Origin of the sequence: Streptomyces sp. HUAS ZL42 (genome assembly GCF_040782645.1) — a bacterium.
Classification (GTDB): domain Bacteria; phylum Actinomycetota; class Actinomycetes; order Streptomycetales; family Streptomycetaceae; genus Streptomyces.
Genome location: NZ_CP160403.1, coordinates 5,829,764 through 5,849,434, shown reverse-complemented (window position 1 = coordinate 5,849,434; position 19,671 = coordinate 5,829,764). Strand labels below are relative to the sequence as shown.

Sequence of the window (19,671 nt, the reverse complement as noted above, 5' to 3'; positions counted from 1 at the left end):
TTCAGCACACCGACTTCAGATTCTTCCAGGGAATGAACATTCCGGTCTTACCCTTATGCTTTCCACTCATGAAGTCTCCGTGTTCGTCGGCGTCGGCGTACCATTCCAGGCCCTTCGACGTCTCTCGGTAAACCTTCCACGCAGAAGAGCCGTGTCCAGCTTTGTCCGGGCTCCACCAAAGGTAATTGCCCGCCGCGTCCTTGGCCTGCTTGTAGTAATTCGCTCCAAAGGGTCCACCACGCCTGATCTCCAAGGACTTACCGGGCGTGATCTTCCAGGGGCCACGTGTTTCGTCCCCGCCAGAATTGTGCACCAGTACCGGCGTGTTGCCCGCGACCACATAGTACGTGTGCAGGTCGTCAACGGTGAGATCGTAAGTGGTCTGCCGCTCGGTGAAGTACCGGGCCGCTGTGATGGTGACAGTAGTGCCCTTGGCAGTGCGCAGGGTCATGCCAGGCTTGAGGTCGCCGGCGTTGACCCAGTCACCCTGAGAGGGCGACCAGAAGGGGTGGGTGGTCGTCGCAATGACTGACGCGTTTTTACTTTCGTCATCGCCCGGATCGACCCCGACGGTGAGGTCGACGAAGTCCTTGTCGTCTTCCGTGACGATGGTGTCGATGACTTCGCGTGTTGCGGTCTTGCCGCTCGTTGGATCAGTGGCGACGATCTTGTCTCCGACCTGGACATCCTCGATGGGCTTGGTGGCGCCGTCAGCGAGGAGAACCTCGGTCCCGGATACGAAGCTGTGAACGAGGCATGAGCCGAGACGTGCGCCGACGGACTCCGCCTCCTCTCCCTTGCGGAGGAGCTTGGCGGCCTTGCCGATCTTGCCGAACGGGAGGACGCCTGCCATGGTCCACAGGCAGCCGCTGGTACTGCCGTGGGCGCAACGGACGGCGTCGTTGACGCCGGTAATTTCCAGGAGCAAGTCGGACGACGGGCGGACCCAGCCGAGCGCGTTGACGGATGCGCAGAGTTCCGATCCGGGGTCCATCCGGCACTGGCCTTCGGCCCAAACCGTGACCATGTAGGAGTAAGAGTTGTCGCCGTAGCCGGTGTATCCGCGTGCTCGGAGTTCCTCTTCTGTCGGAACCACGGTGCCTGCGACTACGACTCGCCCGGTGCCCGGGGATGTGCTTGAGCTGGTGTGGGCCGTGCCGCTCTTGCTGCTGCCACCAGTGGAGTAAATGGGCTCGCCGCTCTTGTTGTAACAGGCCGAGGTGGTGCAGCCGGGACCGTTGTGCTTTTTCGGGTGCCAGGCGCTATCAGGGTTGTTGACGCTGCAGCCGTCGCAGTACAGCCCCGTGGGGTCGCTGTAAGTCACGGGGTTGTTGCTCGCGTAGCTGTAGCCGTTCAGGCTCTGTGCGTCACCTGGAACAAGAACTGGGTCGACGCTGATGAACTGACCGATACCAGGGTCGTATTCGCGCGCGCCAACGTGGGTCAGACCTGTGGCCGTGTCCCGCGTCTTACCGAGGAAGCCCTTGTCATCGGGCCAGGGCCCGTACAGCGGCGTGCCGCGGTCGGCGCCGAACGGGGTGGTGTAGCGCTTGGTAAAGGTCTGGTTGGTGTCGGGGTTGAGGGCCAGCGAGGAGGTGTTGTGCTGGTCGGCGGTGAGATAAGTGAGCTTGTTGCTGCCTGATTGGTTGGAGCGGAGGGCGGCGGTGATGTCACCGGCGGCGTAATAGCGCTGAGCCCAGGTCGTGCCGTTGGCGCGGAGGTGGAGCTCGGTAGCGCCGGCGTACAGGACGCGCTCGCCGTTCTGCGTGTTGCGGATCAGCAGAGTGCCGTCAGCGGAGTACAGGTAGTCGGTCGACGTCCCGTTCTCGGTGAGCTTGCTCAGCTTGCCCTCGGGCGACCAGTCCAGGGTCTGGGTTCCCGACGTGCCCGGGCGGTGCCAGGTGTTGCCTGTCTTGTCGTACTCGTAAGCACGCTCCGGGCTGGCGCAGTCGGCCTTGGTCGTGATGCCGGTCAGGGCGTGCAGTTGGGCGGTGCTGGTGTAGCAGTAGGTCGTCTTTGTGTCGCCGGTGCTCTTGTGGACCGTTTCGCTGGTCCGCTGACCTGCTTCGTTGTACGTGTAGCTCGTCCAGTACGGGGCCGGCCCCGACAGGCTGGACGCGCTCCGGGAGTCGGTGCACTTCTGTGAGGCAGGGGTCCAGGCCTCGATCAGGCGCTGGTGTCCGTCGTAGGCGAAGCACTGGGTGTCCGCCGAACTGGTGCCGCCGAGGGTGGTCGGGTCGCTGATCGCGGTGACATTGCCGGTCTGGTCGTAGGTGTAGTTGAGGTCCTGCAGCATGTACGGATGTGTCTGGTCCGTGACGTGGCTGCGGGTCAGGCGGCCGGTGCCCTCCTCGAAGGTGTTGGCGACGTAGAGGCTCTTGTTGCCGCTGCCGCCTGTACCCAGCGTCAGCAGCTGAGGCTGCGCGAGGGCTGAATAGGACACATCGAGCAAGTAGCCGGTCGATCCACCGATCGACGTCAGATCTCCCAGACCGTCGTATCCGTATTCTATGATCTCGGACGGCAGACCACCCATGGCGGGCTCACGGTTGTTCTGCTGCGTGCCATCGATGTTGTAGTACGTCTCGTACGCCAGCGTGGCTGGTGCGCCAGCCTTCACGAACGGGTCGCTGTCGGGCAGCTGCAACTGGCTGCCCGTGGGTCGGTTCAGATTGTCGTAGGCCGTGACAGCCTGCGTGTACGCCGCGCCCGCCTTGCCGCCCACGTAACGGGTGGAAGAGGTGGGCAGGCCCTTGAGAAGGGTGTCGTAGACGTAACCGGTGAGCTGGTTGGCCTCCGTCGTCGACCCGTTCCAGGTGCCGGTGATCCGGCCCAGCTCGTCGTACCCGGTCAGGACCGATGTGCCTCGGGAATCCGTGGTTTTAACGGGACGGTCCAGGACGTCGTACTCGGTGGCTGTTGTTCCCTTGTCCGGATCGCTGGCCCTGGCCTGGCGGCCGAACAAGTCATAAACGTACGACCACTTGGCGCCATCCGGTCCGGTGATCGTGTCCTGCTGGCCGTCCAGGGCGTAGGTGAACTTCGTGGATGCGTACGAGGCGCCAGGGCTGGTGCCGAAGGCAGCATCGGCCGGGCTCACGCTCGAGTACTCGCGGGTCTCCGTAGTCTGCCCTCGGACGTCGGTGATCAGGCGCTGGGCCGAGCCGCCGTCGAGGGCAGTCGTCGCGACGGAGTCACCGGTGTAGCTGGTGGTGGTGGTCCACTTCTTGACGCCGTACACGTACAGGCTGCTGGTCGTGGGGCGGCCTGCGCCGTCGAACTCCGTCCCGGTCTGGGTCGGAGCCTCTCCGTACTCGGCCCGCGTGTACGTGCCGTTGGGCGTGCTGGTGGTGTCGAAGATGTCGGCGTACGTCTCGTACGCCAGACCGCGCGTGTCGTAGCGCGTGTCCGTCAACAGGCGGCCGCCCTGCGGTGTCGGCGACTGGGTCTGCAGGGTGCGCAGGAGCGAGTCATAGAGCGCGTAGGTGGTGTTGTAGGTCTCGCCGTCCCTCTTCAACGTCGAGGACGACACCCACGACGGCATGGTGTTGTCCAGGTGGTACGCAAACTTCATGTTCGGGGCCTGGCTGCCGCTCAGGCGGTTCGGCAGCCACACCTGGGTCAACCGGCCAAGGGCGTCGTAGGTCAGCTCGGTCTTCTTCGAGTTGACGTCGTAACTCCGCAAGGGCAGGCCGCGACGCGGGTCGAGGAAGCTGACCGACTTGTACTGCTTGGGGTCGGTGGTGATGGTCCGGGTGAGCGGCCCCGCGTCGACGGGAGTGTAGGCGATGGAGGTGGGAGGGTTCCCGGACGCATCGCTGACGCTCAGGGGACGGCCCAGGCTGTCGTAAGTGGTGGCGGAGACCTTTTGCCAGCCGGCCGGGAGCCGTTCACCGTTGAGGTCCGCAGTGGAGGCGTAGCCGGTGGCGCGGCTGGTCCAGGTCACCTGACCTTTAGTGGGCTTCTGGGTCGCAGACCAGGTCGTGGCGTTCACGGTGTCGTAAACCGTGCCGACGTCACCGAGTACGTCGCCTCGCGTGGGGTTGGCCGGGTCCATGGTCGCGGGCAGGGTGAGCGAGGTGTCTGCGGTCGCGCAGCTGCGGGCGACCGTGCGGGTGCGGGAGACCAGGCTGGTGAGGCCGAGGTCGGCGTTGCGGGCGTACCAGGTCCGGGTGCAGGTCTCGTCCGATCCCTTACCGACCTGCCCGGAGTCGTCGACCGTGATGGGCATCCCGTAGCTGTCGAAGGACGTGCTCGTCAGTCGCTCGCGCCACGTCTGGGATGCGGTCAGGTAGGTGTAGTCGTGCACTTTCTGGGTGCGGACGTAGCGGGCGACATGATCGCCGGCGCCGGGCGCAGTCTGCCGGGCTGTCTCCTGGGACCAGGGGTCGTTCACCGTCGCGGAGATCGCAGTGGAACCGTCGTAGGTGACTTGTTCACGCAGTTGCCCCGCGTACTGGTTGCTGTCGGCGAGGGAAGCCACTCCAAGGGCCGGCGCCGACAGGGCATCGACGGAGACGGACTTGGTGGTGCCGTCTTTGTTCTTGTCACCGTCCATACCCTGCAGGTAGAGGGAGACTGCCTTGGAGCGGGTCACGTCCGTCGCCCCGGTCCACGCCGTGACCTGTCGGTAGCCGCGCCAGTCCGACCAGGTCCGCTCATCCTTCGGCGTGAAGAGGTCGTCGCTGAAGTGCCAGGCCGCACCGCTGTAGGAGTAGGCGTGCTCGACCGCCTCGTTCGAGGAGGCGGGGTCGGAGACCGTCACAGCCAGCACCCGGTACTTGTGGAACCAGTCGATCGAAGCGTCCTCGGCACCGTTGATGTGCCAGAACTGCGGATAGCAGGAGCGAGTGTTGGTGTCCGGGGCCGCCCCCAGGACCTCGCTTCGCACGCATTCCTCCCCCGACAGCGTCACCGTGGTGATCGCACCCGTCTCGGAGGTGACGGTGGAGATCCGCGGCCGAGTCAGGGGCAGAATGTTGTCCGTGGCGTCAACGCGGTTGGGCCGCATGTGGTACGTGAACGAGATCGGGTTCAGCGCGATGCTCGTGGCGGCCGCCTTGGCGGTCCGCTTGAGCGACTTCAGCGTCAGCACCTGGTCGGAGCTGTCGCCGATGTCGCCGCCATCCAGGTACTGCTCGACCAAGTCCCAGGAGTCCACCGCGTCGTAGGCACCGCTGGTGGCGTTGTACGAGAAGGTGTCGATCCCGGTCAGGCGCTTGCGGGAGAAGAAGGACGGGCCGGCCGCGTTGCACTCGGTGTCGCCGCTGAAGCAGATCGCGTCAAAGGGAACGTCCGGCCAGTTGTCGGCGGTGTCCTTGGTCAGGCTGGAGCAGTCCGAGGCGGTGCAGCGCTCGGCGTAACCGAAGGTGACCTTCGCGTCCGCCTTGTCTGTGAACAGGGCGCCCTTGCGAAGGCCGTACTCGATGCGGTCGACGTAGCCGCCGCGGGTATAGGAGGCGTTGGCCGTCTCGGACTTGTTCTTCTTGTAGTAGTTCGATTCCTTCACGTACCAGTAGGTGGCTGCGTTGCCGCTGGTGTCCTCGACGTAGTCGAGGTTCCATCGCCAGGCCTGGGTGAGAGCACGGTCGCCGAAGGTGTCACCGCCGGAATAGCCGGGCTCGCCCGCGTCGTCACCGAACACCGGCACTGTGGAGACGGAGTTCGTGCGCTGCGTGTCCGCGCCGTCCAGCTTGTTGAGACCGAACACGTACTTGGTACCGTCGCCAGTGATGACGGTCCAGTACTCACCGTTGTCGTCGCCGTTGTCCGCGCCGGTGGACCGCGTCACCTTGGAGGCGTCGTCGTTCTCCAGCCGCCACTGGCCATCGTCGTCGTCCTTGACCAGCCGGGTGGACTTGCCGTTCAGCACCAGGCGCGCGTTGTCGTACTTCCAGCACAGGTCGAACTTGTCGGTCTGGCCGTCGTCGTCACACGAGCCGTAGCTGCGTTCGACGTAGGACTCGGTGAGCGCGAAGCCTTCACCGACCGATGTGCCCTGGTTGTTGGTCGTGGCGGTGCGGCCGTCGACGCTGCCCGAGTCATACGACAGCGAAAGAGGCGGAACCGGCCCTGCGGCCGCAGGCGGCATCGTGAATTCATACGACCACGTGAACGCGCCCGAACTGCCACCCGCCTGCCAAGACGAGGACTCCGCCAGGGGAGTGGCCGAGTAGTCACCGCTGCCGTTGGGCGACTCCCCGGAGCCGGCCGCTGCGGCGGTGACGGCAAGCACTGTCGCGGTCGAGGTGCCGTCCGCTGCCCGCATGAGCTGCGAGGACGGACCAGCCACAGACTCGGCGAGACGCACCTTCGCCGAGACCGACTGGTGCGCGATGTCGTTGTCTGACGGGAGCGGACGCTGGGTACGGCACTCGGCCTTCTGGGGAGTCGTAAGGGCACAGGCCGGCAGTTGCACCACGCGCAGCCGCTGGGACCAACCGCCACCGACGACGGAGGCGAAGCCGCTGTAGTCGACGCTCACTTCGGCGTTGCCTGCAGTGTCCGCCTCGGCGGTCATCAGTACGCCCGTGATGCCTGCCGCGCGGGCAGCCTTCTGATCCAGCACGGTGATGCGTGCCTTGCCGCCTGCTGCGGCCTTGTCGCTGGAGGGCGGTGCGATCGTGACCGGGACGCCGCTCGGCTTTGCGTCGGCCTCCTTGCCGACGGCGAGACCGAGCGTGGCCTCGCCCTTCCCAGGCCAGGACGCCTTCTGCTCGAACCGAGCCCGATCGGCCTGATCCTTGTTGACCTTCTGGTCCTGGGCGACCTGCTGCCGGGCTTTCTTCGCGCCGGGACCGTCGAACTCCTCAACCTTGCTCACCCGGGACTTGGGCACGTTAGGTCGGCCCAGGCCGCCAGACTCCACAGCCTGCGCCACCTGTGCCGCCCCCAGGGGTACGACAAGCGCCAGTGCCAGCGACTGCACCAGCAGTCGGCCGTCGCGGAGCCGTGCGACATCTCGATGCCGTCTTGAGGTGCCTATGCCAAAGACCATCGCTTTCGTCCCCACCCAGTCCCATAAGAAGAGCCCGCCAGTCGTCCGCGGACCTCACGTCCGCCGCCCACCAGGGGCGAGAACAGCCACGTCCGTGGCTGCCTTCACCCCTACCCATCAGTCGCCCACGGTCTCGTCGATCTGTTCACTGCTGGCCATCGCGCCGGCCCAGACGCGCATCTCGTTGACCCGTGCCGGTAGATAGTGCTGCCAGGTGCTGTTGGTGAAGCCCTTGCCGACGGTGAAGTCACCGGAGCCGAGCTTGACGGTGTATGCCTTGTTGGCGCCCTTCTGGTTGTGGCCCAAGTAGAGGCTGATGGTCCCGGTTAGCGGGTCGTAGATGCCGGTGAGCCGGACCGGGCTGTCCACCGCGGCGACTTCGTCGGAGACCACGGAGTCGAAGGTGCCGTCGTTGTTCAGGCGCCCGAAGTGCCAGGTGCCGACCAGCACGGTCCGCTCCTCCAGGGCCTCCGGGTCCCATACGGATGGCTTATCTGTCAGCTCGTACCAGAAGCCCCAGGACGAGCCGTCCCCGGTGCGCTGGCCAAGGACCTGGCCGGTGTAACCGACGTCTTTGGCTGCGAGTTTCGCCCCGTCCAGCTGCACCAGGGTGGACACGGTGAAGGCACCGTGCTCGTACACCAGCGGCCCCGGTGCGCTCGCCGCATCATCCACACCGTCCAGCACGATTGCGTCACCGTCCAGCGATGCCCCGTCGGCCAGGGTCAGGGTCTTGCCGTAACCGGACGTGGTATCCGCAATGGTGGTGCCGCTGCCCAGGTCCGCCGACCAATCCGCGACCAGTTCGGCACCCGCGAACCCCTCGGAGGTGAGCAGCTGGGCCTCATCGCGGATGTCCTGCACGCTCAGCACGCGCTGCCAGACGGCGACCTCGTCGATCGAGCCCTGGAAGTACGCGTTGGGACCGGTGCTGAACTGGTGGCGGCCGAAGTCCAGCGGCGCGGTCGAGGGATACGAACCCTGCACGGTCTGCCCCTGGTACTGCATGCGGCCGTCCACGTACAACATGAGCTTGCCAGTCGCCGGCTCGTAGGTACCGGCCAGGTGCGTCCATACGCCGACCTGTGCCGGGAAGGCCGCGAACTGGCCGTAGTACCAGTCGGTTGCGCCCGGCTTACGGATGCCGAAGAACCAGGTTTTCTTATTGGCCTCGTACTCCAGGAGGAACGGGCTGCTGACGCTGTCCTTCGTCGACAGCACCGCTGCGCTGCGGTCGTCTCGCTCCAGCCGCACCCATGCGGCGAGGGTGAAGGCCGAGCGCGTCTCCAAAATTGGCCCGCTGGTTGCCGCGTAGCCGCTGGTACCGTTCAGCGCCATACCCTTGTCCGTGACCGAGTCCTTCAGCGGCACGCCGTGCGCATCGTGGGTGATCTTTCCACGGCGACCACGTTCGTCACGCACAGCTCCGCCGCTCAGCACCGCATCGTCCGCCCCGTCCTCGGTCGCGGAGTCCACTGCGGCGCCGCTCGCCTCGTCGAAGTGCCACCGGCCCACCGGGCCCGCGCCCGCGGCGACGAGGAAATCGACCACCCACTCCGCACCGTAGCGGCCGACGCTGTCCTTGGCCCGCGCATACAGGCGATGCGTTCCCGCGTGATCGGGTGTGATCGTGACCGTCGGCGTCGAGCCGGTCAGGTCTGCCGACCACGCGTCCCCCATGGACAGTTTGTACTGGTAGGCAACGATGTTCGTGTCCCCTGTCGCCGGTGCGAAAGTGAACGCGCCCGGCTCGTTACTGATTTCCTCGGATTGTTGTCGGGTGGTGGGTGAGGCTGAGTCCGGTGCCGGCAAGGCAGCCGTCGATGAGGTCGTGCCGTAACTGGATATGGCGAAGTCCGCGGCGGAGGGTGCGTTCGAGGTGGTCGTCGTCGGTGAATGCGGTGTTGGCCAGCGGGCCGCGCCGTAACAGCGACCAGACGCCTTCCGCCGGATTCAAGTCCGGTGCATAAGAGGGAAGTTGGACGATGGTGAGCCAGTCGTGTTCGTCCGCGTACTGGCGCATGCCGGCGGCGAGATGGGTATTGAGATTGTCCCAGACGAGCACGATCGGGGCCTTGAGCTGGAGGTGCGCGCGCACCGCCAGGTCGCGGTAGTCGCGCCAGGAGAAGCTGTCGCGCCCTTTGCCCTTGTGCTTGCGGTGGCGGCGCGGCCGGTAGATCAGCCGGGAGGTTTCTCCTTGCTTGTAGCAGCACATGGCGGCGATCGACCAGCGGCGCCAGGAGCGGCCGCGCACCCGGACCACCGGCGTGTGCCCACGTCGGCCCCAGGTGCGGGCCCGCGGCGGTGTCATGGAAAACCCCGCCTCGTCCTCGAAGACGATGTAGGCCCCCAGCGCCGCCGCGGTCATTCCACCTGCGGCCACACGTCCTTCTTCCACAGCTCGACCGCATGCTCGTCGCGTTCCAGCGCGCGGCGGGCCGGGCACTGCCAGGACCAGCCGTGCCGGTGCAGCAGCCGCCAGACGGCTGCCGAGGAGCAGTCGATGCCGAACTTCCAGGCGATCAGCGCTCTGACCCGTGCCAGGGTCCACCGCTGGTCCTCCCAGCCGTGCTCGGCCGGCCCGAGGGCCAACTCCTCCTCCAGCACGGCGAACTGTAAGTCGGACACCTTGGGAAGTTTGGCCGGTCCCGTGGAGGCGAGGGCGTCCATCCCGCCCTCCTGCCAGGCACGACGCCAGCGCTCCACCGACCGCTCACTCACCCGCAGATCCCTCGCGATCACCGCGGTTCTCTCACTGCGTGCGAACCGCTCACCGGCCTGGTACCGGATCCGCTCACGAAACTTCCGCCGCTCGGCGGTCAGCCCACCGCCCTGCGCGTACCGCATACCACCGGCCTACCGCAGGGATCAGCATCCGACAACAGTCCGAAGAGATCAGTAGGTCCGCCGTGAGCCACGCAGTCGTTAGTCGTGCACTCTGTGTACGGGGAACCGAAGGTCACCTGCGGCGCCTTGGGCGCGGTCGGGTCGACCTTGAAGTAACAGGGTGTGCTGTAGCCGGAGTTCAGCCGGTTGCTGCCGTCCTCGTAGTACGACAGCGTCAGCGCCATCAGCCGGTACAGCACGCCCTCCTGCAGTGTCGGCAGGCTCCGCGACTGCTTGACCAGGTTCCCGACATAACCCGAGGTCGGGCTGTCGATGTCGGTGTGGGCGACCGTCCAGGTCGAGGTCGAGGCCTCGTACTTCTCCGTACGCCAACGGATCCGCAGGCTGGCACCCACCGAACCACCGGACATGGTGCGCGGCTTGCCCTGCACCAGCGGCGTCGGGTCAGATACGACGTTCGGGACGGCCGAGTTGGCCGAGCACACGTAGGAAGAGCCCGCGACCACACCAACCTCAGTGGGCGTGTCCGGCATGCCCACGTACTTCACGGCGAGCACGGCGTCGTTCTTGAACCGCTTCCACGCCGAGGTGTCCGACTCGTCGTGCGCCCGGATCTCCAACGTCAGCCGGGAAAATTTCCCCGCCGCGAAATCCCGCACCGTCGGCGTCAGGTTCTCGTTCGTCTCCTCCGGGTTGTCGTTGAACTCGATCGGCGCGTCCGGCGAGTCCGGATCGCACAGCGAGCCGCGTCCGGCCGAGATGTACCGGTCCACCATCCAGTCCAGCTCCGTCGGCCGGGACGACCACGTGGTGGAGGACGAGATGTTGTTGGTGCGGACCAGATCCACCCACCGCGGGTCGCACTGGAACGCCCACGGCTCCGTCACCCGGAACGTCGCATCCAGGACGCGCTTGCCCTTCAGGCTGTCCGGCGAGAACTCGAAGTACAGCTTCTGCACATACCCGGGACCGCAGTAATAGCCGTTCCAGGTCCCGCACTTGCCCGCGCCCTTGCCCTGGTCGTCGTCACCGTTGCTCCAGCCGTAGGACTCATAACCGTCACTGCGCAGCAGCGTCCGCTCAGACTCACCCCACGTCACCGTCGGGTCGATGAAGAGGGGGAACGCTGAGGCCTCGGTTTTGGCGAGCATCGCCGTGTCCGGGACCACCGACAGCGAGTCCTTGGTGACGGTTACATCCATCTTGGCAACCTTGTCGCCCTGCCCGGGCTCCAGACCCGAACCGGACGGCGCCACCTCGGCGGGGTCGGAAGACTCCGTCGCGCCCGCGTCGAGCGCCTCCGTCCGCACCAGCTGCGTCTGCGTCCCGGACGTCTCCGACGCCTCACCCGCCGAATTCCACATCCGTGCGGGCGGCGCCTTGAACACCGAACGGCCACTGTCGTCGACGGCCACGAGATTGCCTGCCGCGCCCTCACGAACGTCCAAACCCTGGGCTTTGAGCCCGAAGGTCAGCTTCTTCAGCTTGGCGTTCGCCGCAGCCTCAGGCGTCTTCACGACGAACACCTGCTGGAAGCTTTCCGGCGTCGCGGTCACCTTCAGATCGACACCCGGCAGCACATCGCCGTACACGGCACTGGGGCCGTCCAACTGCGGTGCCGGAAGCGCGCCCGGCCACCGCAGCTCCAGCGACTTGCCCTGATCCTCGATCCGGGCCAGGGGCGTCTTGCCGCCGCCCGCCGAGAAGGCGATCGACACGGCGGCGGCCTTGGGACCCACCGATCCGTCGGAACGCTTCTCCAGAGTCGCGTCCGGCGCCTGCCAACCGCCGCCCGGCTTGGCCACGCGCACCGGAACCACCGACTGCTCCAGTGTGAAGGTGAACCCGTCGGGATTGGCATAGAGCGTGGTCCGGTCCGTACGCTCCCCGGTCACCTCCACGCGCTGACCGGACTGCTCTGCCTCGGCCAGCGCCTTCTGCCCCTCGGACAACGACGCGGAACCCGACTCCGCAACCGCGGCAGACGCCTGCTGAGCAGGCACCGCCAGCATTGCCACCAGCACGGCGAACGACGCCGCCGTAGCCCTTCTCCTCTTGCAGCGCCTGTCACGGCGACGGCCTGCCGCGCCTCTGCTGCCCCCACCGATCGGCACAGAACCCCGCCCCCAGAGTCACAAGTTCTTCAAAAAAGTGATCACATTCAAACCTCACCCTTACCTTCCGTCAAGAGTGAATTACTCTGCGCAAAACACCCCTGGGGCATCAGAGGCGCACAATTTCAGCAACGGGAGCAGCGGGCGCGTGGGCCTCATACCGTCTGATATCGGCAAGACGGCCAGCTTGACCTTCCGCAGCGATGTACAATGATTACCTCTCTCGATAGGTAATCATGTACATCCAGGAGGGTCCCGATGTCGCTCACCCACATCGATATCGACGACGAAGCCCTGGAAACAGCCAAGCGCCTGGGCGGCCACCGGACCAAGACCGCCGCAGTGGCGGCGGCGCTGGAGGCGTACAACAAGCGACTGGCTCGCGCCGCCGCATACGACAAGTACTTCGAGATGGCCCAGGACTGGGACGTCGAGGGGGCCGAACAGGCACATCGAGCGGACAAGGACGCGGCTCGTCGGTGATGCGTTACCTGCTCGACTCGTCGGCGCTGTGGCGCCTGCTCAGGGACCGCGACCTGTATGAGATGTGGCGACCGGTAGTCATGGACGGAGATGCCCTCTCGTGCTATCCGCAGCGAGCCGAGTTCCTCCGGTCCGCGCGTGATTCCAAGGAATACAGGGCATTCAGCGACATGTTCGCCGATCTCTACGACGACGTATCCCTACCCAAGACCGCCGGTCATTGGATCGGAGCCTTCCAGCAGCGCGCGGCGGACCAGGGAGCACACCGGTCCCTCTCGGCCGTCGACCTGCAGATCTGCGCAACGGCGGCCCATCACGGACTCGTAGTCCTTCATGACGACGCCGATTTCGTGACGGCGGCCCGGTTCGCGGTGGAACTGAGCCAGCACAACGTCCACGACGGCCCTCGCGACTGACCGAGCACGCCGCGCAGGGGCGCTCCGCAACAAAGCGGCGCCTTCGTGGCCGAAGGCGCCGCTTCTACATGGGGTTTGTGGAGATGGCGGGAATCGAACCCGCGTCCAACGGTGCGGAATCAGGGCTTCTCCGTGTGCAGTTCGCTGTGATTTTCTCGGCCCCGGCGATCACGCGAACAAGTCGCCGACGGGCCCAGTCACTGTTTGATTTCCCTCTTCACCCCGTGACCGGGATCAAGGTTTAGTCCCCTAGCTGATGCCAGGATCCGGGTCGGGAACAGCCCCGGGCTGACACTCCCTTAAATGAGGAGCAGTTGCCTAGCTACCTGATCAGGCAGCGAGGGCGAACTGCGTCGCCTCGGGAGAATCGCTCTTGATGTTGGCGATTATTTGTTTCGGCCTGTGGTTTACGAGATCATGGCCGCTTCCTCGACACGCTTCCCCTGCTTCGACAGCCGCTGTCGAAACCGATCATCCCCATGTTGTGTTTTCAATGCTCACACCGGCTTCCGCCGATGTTGGTGCCATCGTACGTGACCAACGCACGGCGATGCCACCGTATTCCCGCGGGCTACGCGCCCCGCTGCCTGCGCTTCGCCGCCGCGATCGCGCGGTCCGACTCCCGCCGGTCCTGCTTCTCGCGGAGGGTCTGGCGCTTGTCGTACTCCTTCTTGCCTCGCGCGAGCGCGATCTCGGCCTTCGCGCGGCCGTCCTTGAAGTAGATCGCGAGGGGCACGATCGTGTGACCCGTCTCGTCCGCCTTGACTGACAGCTTGTCGATCTCCTCCCGGTGCAGCAGGAGCTTGCGCTTACGACGCGCGGAGTGGTTCGTCCAGCTGCCCTGGCTGTACTCGGGGATGTGGGCGTTGTGCAGCCACGCCTCGCCCCCGTCGATCTGGACGAAGCCATCGGCCAGCGAGGTCCGTCCCTGGCGCAGTGACTTCACCTCGGTGCCTGTGAGGACGATCCCGGCCTCGTAGGTGTCGATGATCGCGTAGTCGTGCCGCGCCTTCTTGTTCTGCGCGACGATCTTGCGCTTGCCGCCCTTCTCGCCGTCCTTGGCCTTGGCGGCCGTCCCGCCCTGCTTGGGCTGGGACTCCTTGGGTACGTACATTCCCTTGCTCATAGTGCCGTCCATTTTCGCACTACGGAGGGGTGTCCGGGCCAGCCCTTAATCGGCGTCGCCCAGGCCGCCCAGACCGCTGAGCACCGTCTCGGCCCGGTCGACGGCGGCCTGCTGGTCGGTCTGCTCGACGTCCAGGTCCGGGGTGATGCCCCGGACGTCGACAGCGTGGCCGGACGGGGTGCGGTAGTGCCCGACGGTCAGCTCGGCGACGGAGCCGTCGGGCAGCCGGCTCGGCATCTGGACCGAGCCCTTGCCGAAGGTGCGGGAGCCCACGACGACCGCGCGCCCGCGGTCCTGCAGGGCTCCGGTGAGCAGCTCGGCCGCGCTCATCGTGCCGCCGTCGACAAGCGCGACCAGGGGTCTGGTGGTGTCACCGCCCGGATCGGCGTGCAGGGCGCGCTGCTCGCCGTCCACGTCGTACGTCGCGACCAGGCCGCCGTCGAGGAAGGCGGAGGCGGCACCGACGGCCTCGGTGACCAGGCCGCCGGAGTTGCCGCGCAGGTCGAGGATGATCCCGGCGCCGGCCGGAGCCCGCCGTACGGCGGTGCGTACGGCGTCGCCGGAGCCCTTGGTGAAGGCGGCGATCTTGATCACCGTGATCCCGCCGGCGAGTTTTCGAACGGTGACCGAATTCGTGGACAGACGGGCCCGGCGCAAGGTCTTGCTCCACGCGCGCGTGCCCCGCTCCAGGCCCAGCGTGACGGTCGTACCGGCGGGCGCGTCCGTGGCGTCGCCGCGCAGTAACGAGACGACCTCCGTGACGGGCCGCCCGTCGACCCGCGCGCCGTCGACGCTGCGCAGCCGGTCGCCCGTGCGGATCCCGGCGACGGCCGCGGGCGACCCCGCCTGCACCCTTGCCACCTCGATACGGCCGTCCCGCTCGCGCCGCGCCCACAGTCCGACCCCGGTGTACTGGCCGTCGAGGGCCTCCTCGAACTCCTCGTACTCGCCCTCGGAGTAGACGGCCCCCCAGCGGTCACCGCTGCGGCTGACGGCACGCTCGGCGGCCTCCATCGGGGACTTGCCGTCGGCCATGGCCTCCTGGGCCGCCCTGGCCACGTCCTCCTGATGGCTCGCGGGGGCCGTCCGGGCATCACCGGAGGCGGCCCTGCGCCCGTCACCGGGCAGGGAGCCCGTCGCGGCACCGGCGACGAGCACGCTCGCGAACACCAATGTCAGGGCGGCCCCGCGGCCGAAGCGACGGGGCTGACAGAACAGGTCACGACCTGACATGGCGGTGAGTCTAGGGGAAGGGAAAGGGCCGTACGGCCCGTTGACCGTACGGCCCCCTTGGCGTACGTCACACCCTCAAGTGTTCGCGTCACACCTTGAGGTACTTGCGCAGCGCGAAGAACGCGGCCAACGCCGGCATCAGAAGGCTGGTCGCCAGGATGAGCGGAAGCTTCGTCAAAACGGCGTCCCAGCCGATGAAGTTGATCAGATTCAGTTTCTCGGACAGGGCCAGACCGTGGTCGATGATGAAGTACCGGGCGACCACCAGGAACCCGCAGGCGACCGTGCCGCCGATGAGTCCGGCGACCGCGGCCTCCGCGATGAACGGCGCCTGGATGTAGAAGCCGGAGGCGCCGACAAGGCGCATGATCCCGGTCTCACGCCGTCGGCTGAACGCGGAGACACGCACGGTGTTGACGATCAGCATGAGCGCGACGACGAGCATGAGCGCCATGACGGCCCGCGCGGCCCAGTTCATGCCGTTGAGCAGTCCGAAGAGGTTGTCGAGGATCCCCTTCTGGTCCTGCACGGACTGCACGCCGTCACGCCCGTCGAAGGCGGTCGCGATGACCTGGTACTTCTCCGGGTCCTTCAGCTTGATGCGGTACGACTCCTGCATCTGGTCCGGCGTGAGCGAGCTGGCCAGCGGGGAGTCGCCGAACTGCTCCTTGTAGTGCTTGTACGCGTCGTCCTGCGACTCGTACGTCACCTTCTGGACGACCGACATCTTGTCCAGGTCGGCGAGGATGCCCTTCTTCTGGTCCTCGGTGACCGCGCCCTTGGCGCAGTTGGGGTCGGACTCGGCGTCGCTCTTGTTGCAGAGGAAGACCGAGACGTTGACCTTGTCGTACCAGTAGCCCTTCATCGTGGTGACCTGGTCGCTCATCAGCAGCGAACCGCCGAAGAGGGCCAGGGACAGGGCGACGGAGACGATGACCGCGAACGTCATCGTCAGGTTGCGGCGGAGACCGACACCGATCTCGGAGACTACGAACTGGGCGCGCATGGCGTCTGGTTGGGCCTTTCCGTGGACAGTCGTCTTCAGACGCGGTCAGTGCTGGTAGCCGTAGACGCCGCGTGCCTGGTCGCGGACGAGTCGGCCCTGTTCCAGCTCGATGACGCGCTTGCGCATCTGGTCCACGATGTTCTGGTCGTGCGTCGCCATCACCACGGTCGTGCCCGTCCGGTTGATCCGGTCGAGCAGCTTCATGATGCCGACGGAGGTCTGCGGGTCGAGGTTGCCGGTGGGCTCGTCGCAGATGAGCAGCTTGGGCCGGTTGACGAAGGCCCGCGCGATGGCCACGCGCTGCTGCTCACCACCGGACAGCTCACCGGGCATCCGCTCCTCCTTGCCGCCGAGCCCGACCAGGTCGAGTACCTGCGGCACGGACTTGCGGATCTCGCCGCGCGACTTGCCGATGACCTCCTGCGCGAAGGCGACGTTCTCGGCGACCGTCTTGTTCGGCAGGAGGCGGAAGTCCTGGAAGACCGTCCCCAGCTGGCGCCGGATGTGCGGCACCTTCCAGTTGGAGACGCGCGCGAGGTCCTTGCCCAGAACGTGCACCTGACCGTGGCTGCACCGCTCCTCGCGGAGGATCAGCCGCAGGAAGGTGGACTTTCCGGAGCCGGAGGACCCCACGAGGAACACGAACTCGCCCTTCTCCACTTCCAGGGACACATCCCTGAGTGCGGGGCGGGTCTGCTTGGGGTAGACCTTGGAGACATTGTCGAATCGGATCACGGATGCACCACGGGTCGCCGGGGGTAGATGAGCGTGACCATACGCGAACCGGGTACGCAAGCGCAGGCACCGGTCGCGGTTGCGCGAGGGTTGTGCGCTTTTGTACCCGGGGACTCCTTGAAAGGGCGGCCGGGCAGGATACCCAGGGGGCGCGGGATTGTATCGATATGCGGCTCCGCCGCGTGGGCGCGAGCAACCACACGAGACCCGCAGCCGCGAGATAATGGCAGCACCCCCCTGAGGGCGACCAGGGCGACGTCCGGAGGAACCTGGCACAGTGGAGGGGGGAACGTTCTCGCCCCCGAGGGCGTTGACCTACGTGGAACCGGTGCAAGGAGGGCGAGCGCATGACGTACGACCGGTTGGTGTGCGCTAACTGCGCGGCGCCCGTGAGCGAGGGCCGGTGCCCCGTGTGCCGTGCGAACCGCGAGCGGCTGCAGCAGGAGAACTTCTTCGCGCAACTGAACCCGATGGCGCTGATCGCGCTGCTCGCGATCCTGATCGCGGCGGTGGCGCTGCTGGCGCACCAGACCGCGTGACGAGGACGGAGTGACGAAAGTCGCACCAAGTCGCGAGAGGGGCCCGGAGCGATGCGCTCCGGGCCCCTCGTCGTAGTGCGTCGCGTACGTTCCGTACGGTTGCGGCTACCGTCAGGCAGCCGCACCGCCGCGGCCGCCCATGAGGCGCGGCAGCACACGGAAGCCGACACCGCCGGCGATCATCGTGGCGGCGCCGACCAGCAGGAAGGTGGTCTGCGCGGCGCCGGTCTCGGCGAGCTCGCCGCCGCTGCCCTGGGCGGAGGTCTCGGAAGAACCGGTGTCGGTCAGGGCCGAGGAGCCCTCCTCCTGGGCGGAGTTGTCGTTGCTGCCGCCGTCGGGGTCGGTGTTGCTGTTGCCGCCACCGTTCCCGTTGCCATTGCCATTGCCGTTGCCGTTCCCATTCCCGTTGCCCTCGGTCGGGTTCCCGGTGGGCTGTTCGGTGGTAGGCGGTGCCTGGGTCGGAGTGTTCGGGGCGGTCGGGACACCCGGGTCGCTCGGGACGCCCGGATCGGTCGGGACGCCCGGGTCGGTCGGCGGCGTGTCCGGGCTGGTCGGCGGCGCTTCCGGGCACGTCGGATCCGCGACGATGTCGCAGATCGGGTCGTCGTCAGCCGTGTCAGCGCTCAGCGAGACACCGAGGTCGAGAGCCGATGCCGCGCCCGCGGCCGTCAGTGAGGCGCCGGCGGCGATCACCGCGCCGGCGGCGATGCGCGCGACACGGATGCGCGTCTTCTTCGTCATGTGGTTGCTACCCCCAGTAGCCGATCGTCAGTGAGGCCGCATTCGGGGCGGTGATCGACGGAGATGGCTGAACTGGAGCCCCCCGGTTCACATGCGCCCCAGAGATACGCATGCCGCTCTTTACCCTTCCCATTTTTCAAAGCAACGTCAAGGCCGTTGCGTGCGTGATGCCCCAACTGCGCACTGTTTGCCGGGTGATGGAGTCTGTGAGTGTGATGTAAAACCCAGACAGGCAGGTACAGAAAAGGCAACTGCCGCCCAAGAGGCGGCAGTTGCCTTGTCGACAAAGCGCTCCCCGCGCTTCGCGTTACTTCTCCTGCTGCTTGCGCCAGCGAATCCCGGCCTCGAGGAAGCCGTCGATCTCGCCGTTGAACACGGCCTCGGGGTTGCCGACTTCGTACTCGGTGCGCAGGTCCTTGACCATCTGGTACGGGTGCAGCACGTACGACCGCATCTGGTTGCCCCAGGAGTTGCCGCCGTCGCCCTTGAGCGCGTCCATCTTGGCCTGCTCCTCCTGCCGGCGCCGCTCGAGCAGCTTGGCCTGGAGGACGTTCATCGCGGTGGCCTTGTTCTGGATCTGCGACCGCTCGTTCTGGCAGGAGACGACGATGCCGGTGGGCAGATGCGTGATGCGCACCGCGGAGTCGGTCGTGTTGACGCCCTGACCGCCCGGTCCGGAGGACCGGTAGACGTCGATGCGCAACTCGCTCTCGTCGATCTCGACGTGGTCGGACTGCTCGACGACGGGGAGTACCTCCACGCCGGCGAAGGAGGTCTGGCGGCGTCCCTGGTTGTCGAAGGGCGAGATGCGCACGAGGCGGTGCGTGCCCTGCTCGACGGAGAGGGTGCCGTAGGCGTACGGCACCTGCACGGAGAAGGTGGTCGACTTGATGCCGGCCTCTTCCGCGTACGACGTCTCGATGAGCTCGGTCTTGTAGCCCTTCTGCTCCGCCCAGCGCAGGTACATCCGCTGCAGCTTCTCCGCGAAGTCGGCGGCGTCGACGCCACCGGCCTCGGCGCGGATGTTGACGAGCGCCTCACGGGAGTCGTACTCACCGCTGAGCAGCGTGCGGACCTCCATCTCGTCCAGCGCCTTCTTGACGGCGGTGAGCTCGGACTCGGCCTCGGCGCGGGTGTCCGGGTCGTCCTCCTCCTCGGCCATCTCGAAGAGCACGGCGAGATCGTCGATCCGGCCGCGCAGCGCCTCCGCCTTCCTGACCTCGGCCTGGAGGTGGGAGAGCCGACTGGTGATCTTCTGCGCCTCGTCCGGGTTGTCCCACAGGGACGGCGCGGCCGCCTGCTCCTCGAGCACGGCGATGTCTGCCCTCAGCTTGTCGAGGTCCAGAACGGCCTCGATCGACTCCATGGTCGAGGAGAGGGACTTGAGCTCTTCGGATACATCGACGACTGCCACGCTCCCAGCGTAACGGCTCC

The 19,671-nt window shown here is 66.5% G+C and carries 13 protein-coding genes, 1 other RNA gene and 1 pseudogene; 3 read left to right on the top strand and 12 right to left on the bottom strand.

Annotation, left to right across the window (positions count from 1 at the left end; translation table 11 throughout):
- Window position 1: 1 nt before the first annotated feature.
- From ABZO29_RS26830 to ABZO29_RS26810, 5 genes and pseudogenes are all read right to left on the bottom strand, one after another.
- Window positions 2–6,997 carry a polymorphic toxin-type HINT domain-containing protein gene (locus ABZO29_RS26830; protein ID WP_367322735.1) on the bottom strand — a complete coding sequence of 2,332 codons (6,996 nt, stop codon included), beginning with the start codon at window positions 6,995–6,997 and terminating at the stop codon, window positions 2–4.
- Window positions 6,998–7,114: 117 nt separating this feature from the next.
- Entirely contained in the window at window positions 7,115–8,809 is a 1,695-nt protein-coding gene (locus ABZO29_RS26825; RefSeq protein WP_367322734.1) for a LamG domain-containing protein, read from the bottom strand.
- Complete coding sequence (locus ABZO29_RS26820; protein ID WP_367326023.1) at window positions 8,751–9,308, bottom strand: transposase; 558 nt, start codon at window positions 9,306–9,308, stop codon at window positions 8,751–8,753. Before ABZO29_RS26820 ends, ABZO29_RS26825 begins: the two co-directional genes overlap by 59 nt.
- Window positions 9,309–9,361: 53 nt before the next feature.
- Window positions 9,362–9,844 (bottom strand): winged helix-turn-helix domain-containing protein, encoded by a 483-nt coding sequence (locus tag ABZO29_RS26815; RefSeq protein ID WP_367318074.1) that lies wholly within the window; start codon window positions 9,842–9,844, stop codon window positions 9,362–9,364.
- A 53-nt stretch (window positions 9,845–9,897) separates the two neighbouring features.
- A pseudogene (locus ABZO29_RS26810) lies at window positions 9,898–11,856 on the bottom strand (LamG domain protein jellyroll fold domain protein); the annotation flags it as partial.
- 360 nt (window positions 11,857–12,216) lie between these two features.
- On the opposite strand from ABZO29_RS26810, the gene ABZO29_RS26805 reads away from it, so the two are divergent.
- Together ABZO29_RS26805 and ABZO29_RS26800 are read left to right on the top strand one after the other, a co-directional pair.
- Window positions 12,217–12,441, top strand: a complete 225-nt coding sequence (locus tag ABZO29_RS26805) for a type II toxin-antitoxin system VapB family antitoxin (protein ID WP_367322733.1) — start codon at window positions 12,217–12,219, stop codon at window positions 12,439–12,441.
- On the top strand, window positions 12,441–12,857 hold the full coding sequence (locus tag ABZO29_RS26800; RefSeq protein WP_367322732.1) for a PIN domain-containing protein: 417 nt from the start codon (window positions 12,441–12,443) through the stop codon (window positions 12,855–12,857). The genes ABZO29_RS26805 and ABZO29_RS26800 overlap by 1 nt, the downstream gene beginning before the upstream one ends.
- Window positions 12,858–12,932: 75 nt before the next feature.
- Here the strand turns inward: ABZO29_RS26800 and ssrA are convergent.
- From ssrA to ftsE, 5 genes are all read right to left on the bottom strand, one after another.
- Window positions 12,933–13,336, bottom strand: a transfer-messenger RNA (tmRNA) gene (gene ssrA / locus ABZO29_RS26795).
- 92 nt (window positions 13,337–13,428) lie between these two features.
- On the bottom strand, window positions 13,429–13,971 hold the full coding sequence (gene smpB / locus ABZO29_RS26790; protein ID WP_367326257.1) for an SsrA-binding protein SmpB: 543 nt from the start codon (window positions 13,969–13,971) through the stop codon (window positions 13,429–13,431).
- 57 nt (window positions 13,972–14,028) lie between these two features.
- Window positions 14,029–15,216: a S41 family peptidase gene (locus ABZO29_RS26785; RefSeq protein ID WP_367322731.1), complete on the bottom strand. Its 1,188-nt coding sequence runs from the start codon at window positions 15,214–15,216 to the stop codon at window positions 14,029–14,031.
- An 88-nt stretch (window positions 15,217–15,304) separates the two neighbouring features.
- Window positions 15,305–16,222, bottom strand: a complete 918-nt coding sequence (gene ftsX / locus ABZO29_RS26780; protein WP_367322730.1) for a permease-like cell division protein FtsX — start codon at window positions 16,220–16,222, stop codon at window positions 15,305–15,307.
- 45 nt (window positions 16,223–16,267) lie between these two features.
- On the bottom strand, window positions 16,268–16,957 hold the full coding sequence (gene ftsE / locus ABZO29_RS26775) for a cell division ATP-binding protein FtsE (RefSeq protein ID WP_367322729.1): 690 nt from the start codon (window positions 16,955–16,957) through the stop codon (window positions 16,268–16,270).
- Between the two features lie 347 nt (window positions 16,958–17,304).
- Here ftsE and ABZO29_RS26770 point away from each other — a divergent pair, with 347 nt between their 5' ends.
- Entirely contained in the window at window positions 17,305–17,496 is a 192-nt protein-coding gene (locus ABZO29_RS26770; RefSeq protein ID WP_367322728.1) for a hypothetical protein, read from the top strand.
- A 111-nt stretch (window positions 17,497–17,607) separates the two neighbouring features.
- Here the strand turns inward: ABZO29_RS26770 and ABZO29_RS26765 are convergent, their stop codons facing one another.
- Window positions 17,608–18,237: an LPXTG cell wall anchor domain-containing protein gene (locus tag ABZO29_RS26765; RefSeq protein ID WP_367322727.1), complete on the bottom strand. Its 630-nt coding sequence runs from the start codon at window positions 18,235–18,237 to the stop codon at window positions 17,608–17,610.
- A 307-nt stretch (window positions 18,238–18,544) separates the two neighbouring features.
- Complete coding sequence (gene prfB / locus ABZO29_RS26760; RefSeq protein WP_367322726.1) at window positions 18,545–19,651, bottom strand: peptide chain release factor 2; 1,107 nt, start codon at window positions 19,649–19,651, stop codon at window positions 18,545–18,547.
- Between the last annotated feature and the right edge of the window lie 20 nt (window positions 19,652–19,671).

What these genes read in the sequence shown, in the direction of transcription:
- ABZO29_RS26830 (WP_367322735.1), bottom strand. Translation starts at nt 6,997, where the DNA reads ATGGTCTTTGGCATAGGCACCTCAAGACGGCATCGAGATGTCGCACGG.
- ABZO29_RS26820 (WP_367326023.1), bottom strand. Translation starts at nt 9,308, where the DNA reads ATGACACCGCCGCGGGCCCGCACCTGGGGCCGACGTGGGCACACGCCG.
- ABZO29_RS26815 (WP_367318074.1), bottom strand. Translation starts at nt 9,844, where the DNA reads ATGCGGTACGCGCAGGGCGGTGGGCTGACCGCCGAGCGGCGGAAGTTT.
- ABZO29_RS26805 (WP_367322733.1), top strand. Translation starts at nt 12,217, where the DNA reads ATGTCGCTCACCCACATCGATATCGACGACGAAGCCCTGGAAACAGCC.
- ABZO29_RS26800 (WP_367322732.1), top strand. Translation starts at nt 12,441, where the DNA reads ATGCGTTACCTGCTCGACTCGTCGGCGCTGTGGCGCCTGCTCAGGGAC.
- smpB (WP_367326257.1), bottom strand. Translation starts at nt 13,971, where the DNA reads ATGTACGTACCCAAGGAGTCCCAGCCCAAGCAGGGCGGGACGGCCGCC.
- ABZO29_RS26785 (WP_367322731.1), bottom strand. Translation starts at nt 15,216, where the DNA reads ATGTCAGGTCGTGACCTGTTCTGTCAGCCCCGTCGCTTCGGCCGCGGG.
- ftsX (WP_367322730.1), bottom strand. Translation starts at nt 16,222, where the DNA reads ATGCGCGCCCAGTTCGTAGTCTCCGAGATCGGTGTCGGTCTCCGCCGC.
- ABZO29_RS26770 (WP_367322728.1), top strand. Translation starts at nt 17,305, where the DNA reads ATGACGTACGACCGGTTGGTGTGCGCTAACTGCGCGGCGCCCGTGAGC.
- ABZO29_RS26765 (WP_367322727.1), bottom strand. Translation starts at nt 18,237, where the DNA reads ATGACGAAGAAGACGCGCATCCGTGTCGCGCGCATCGCCGCCGGCGCG.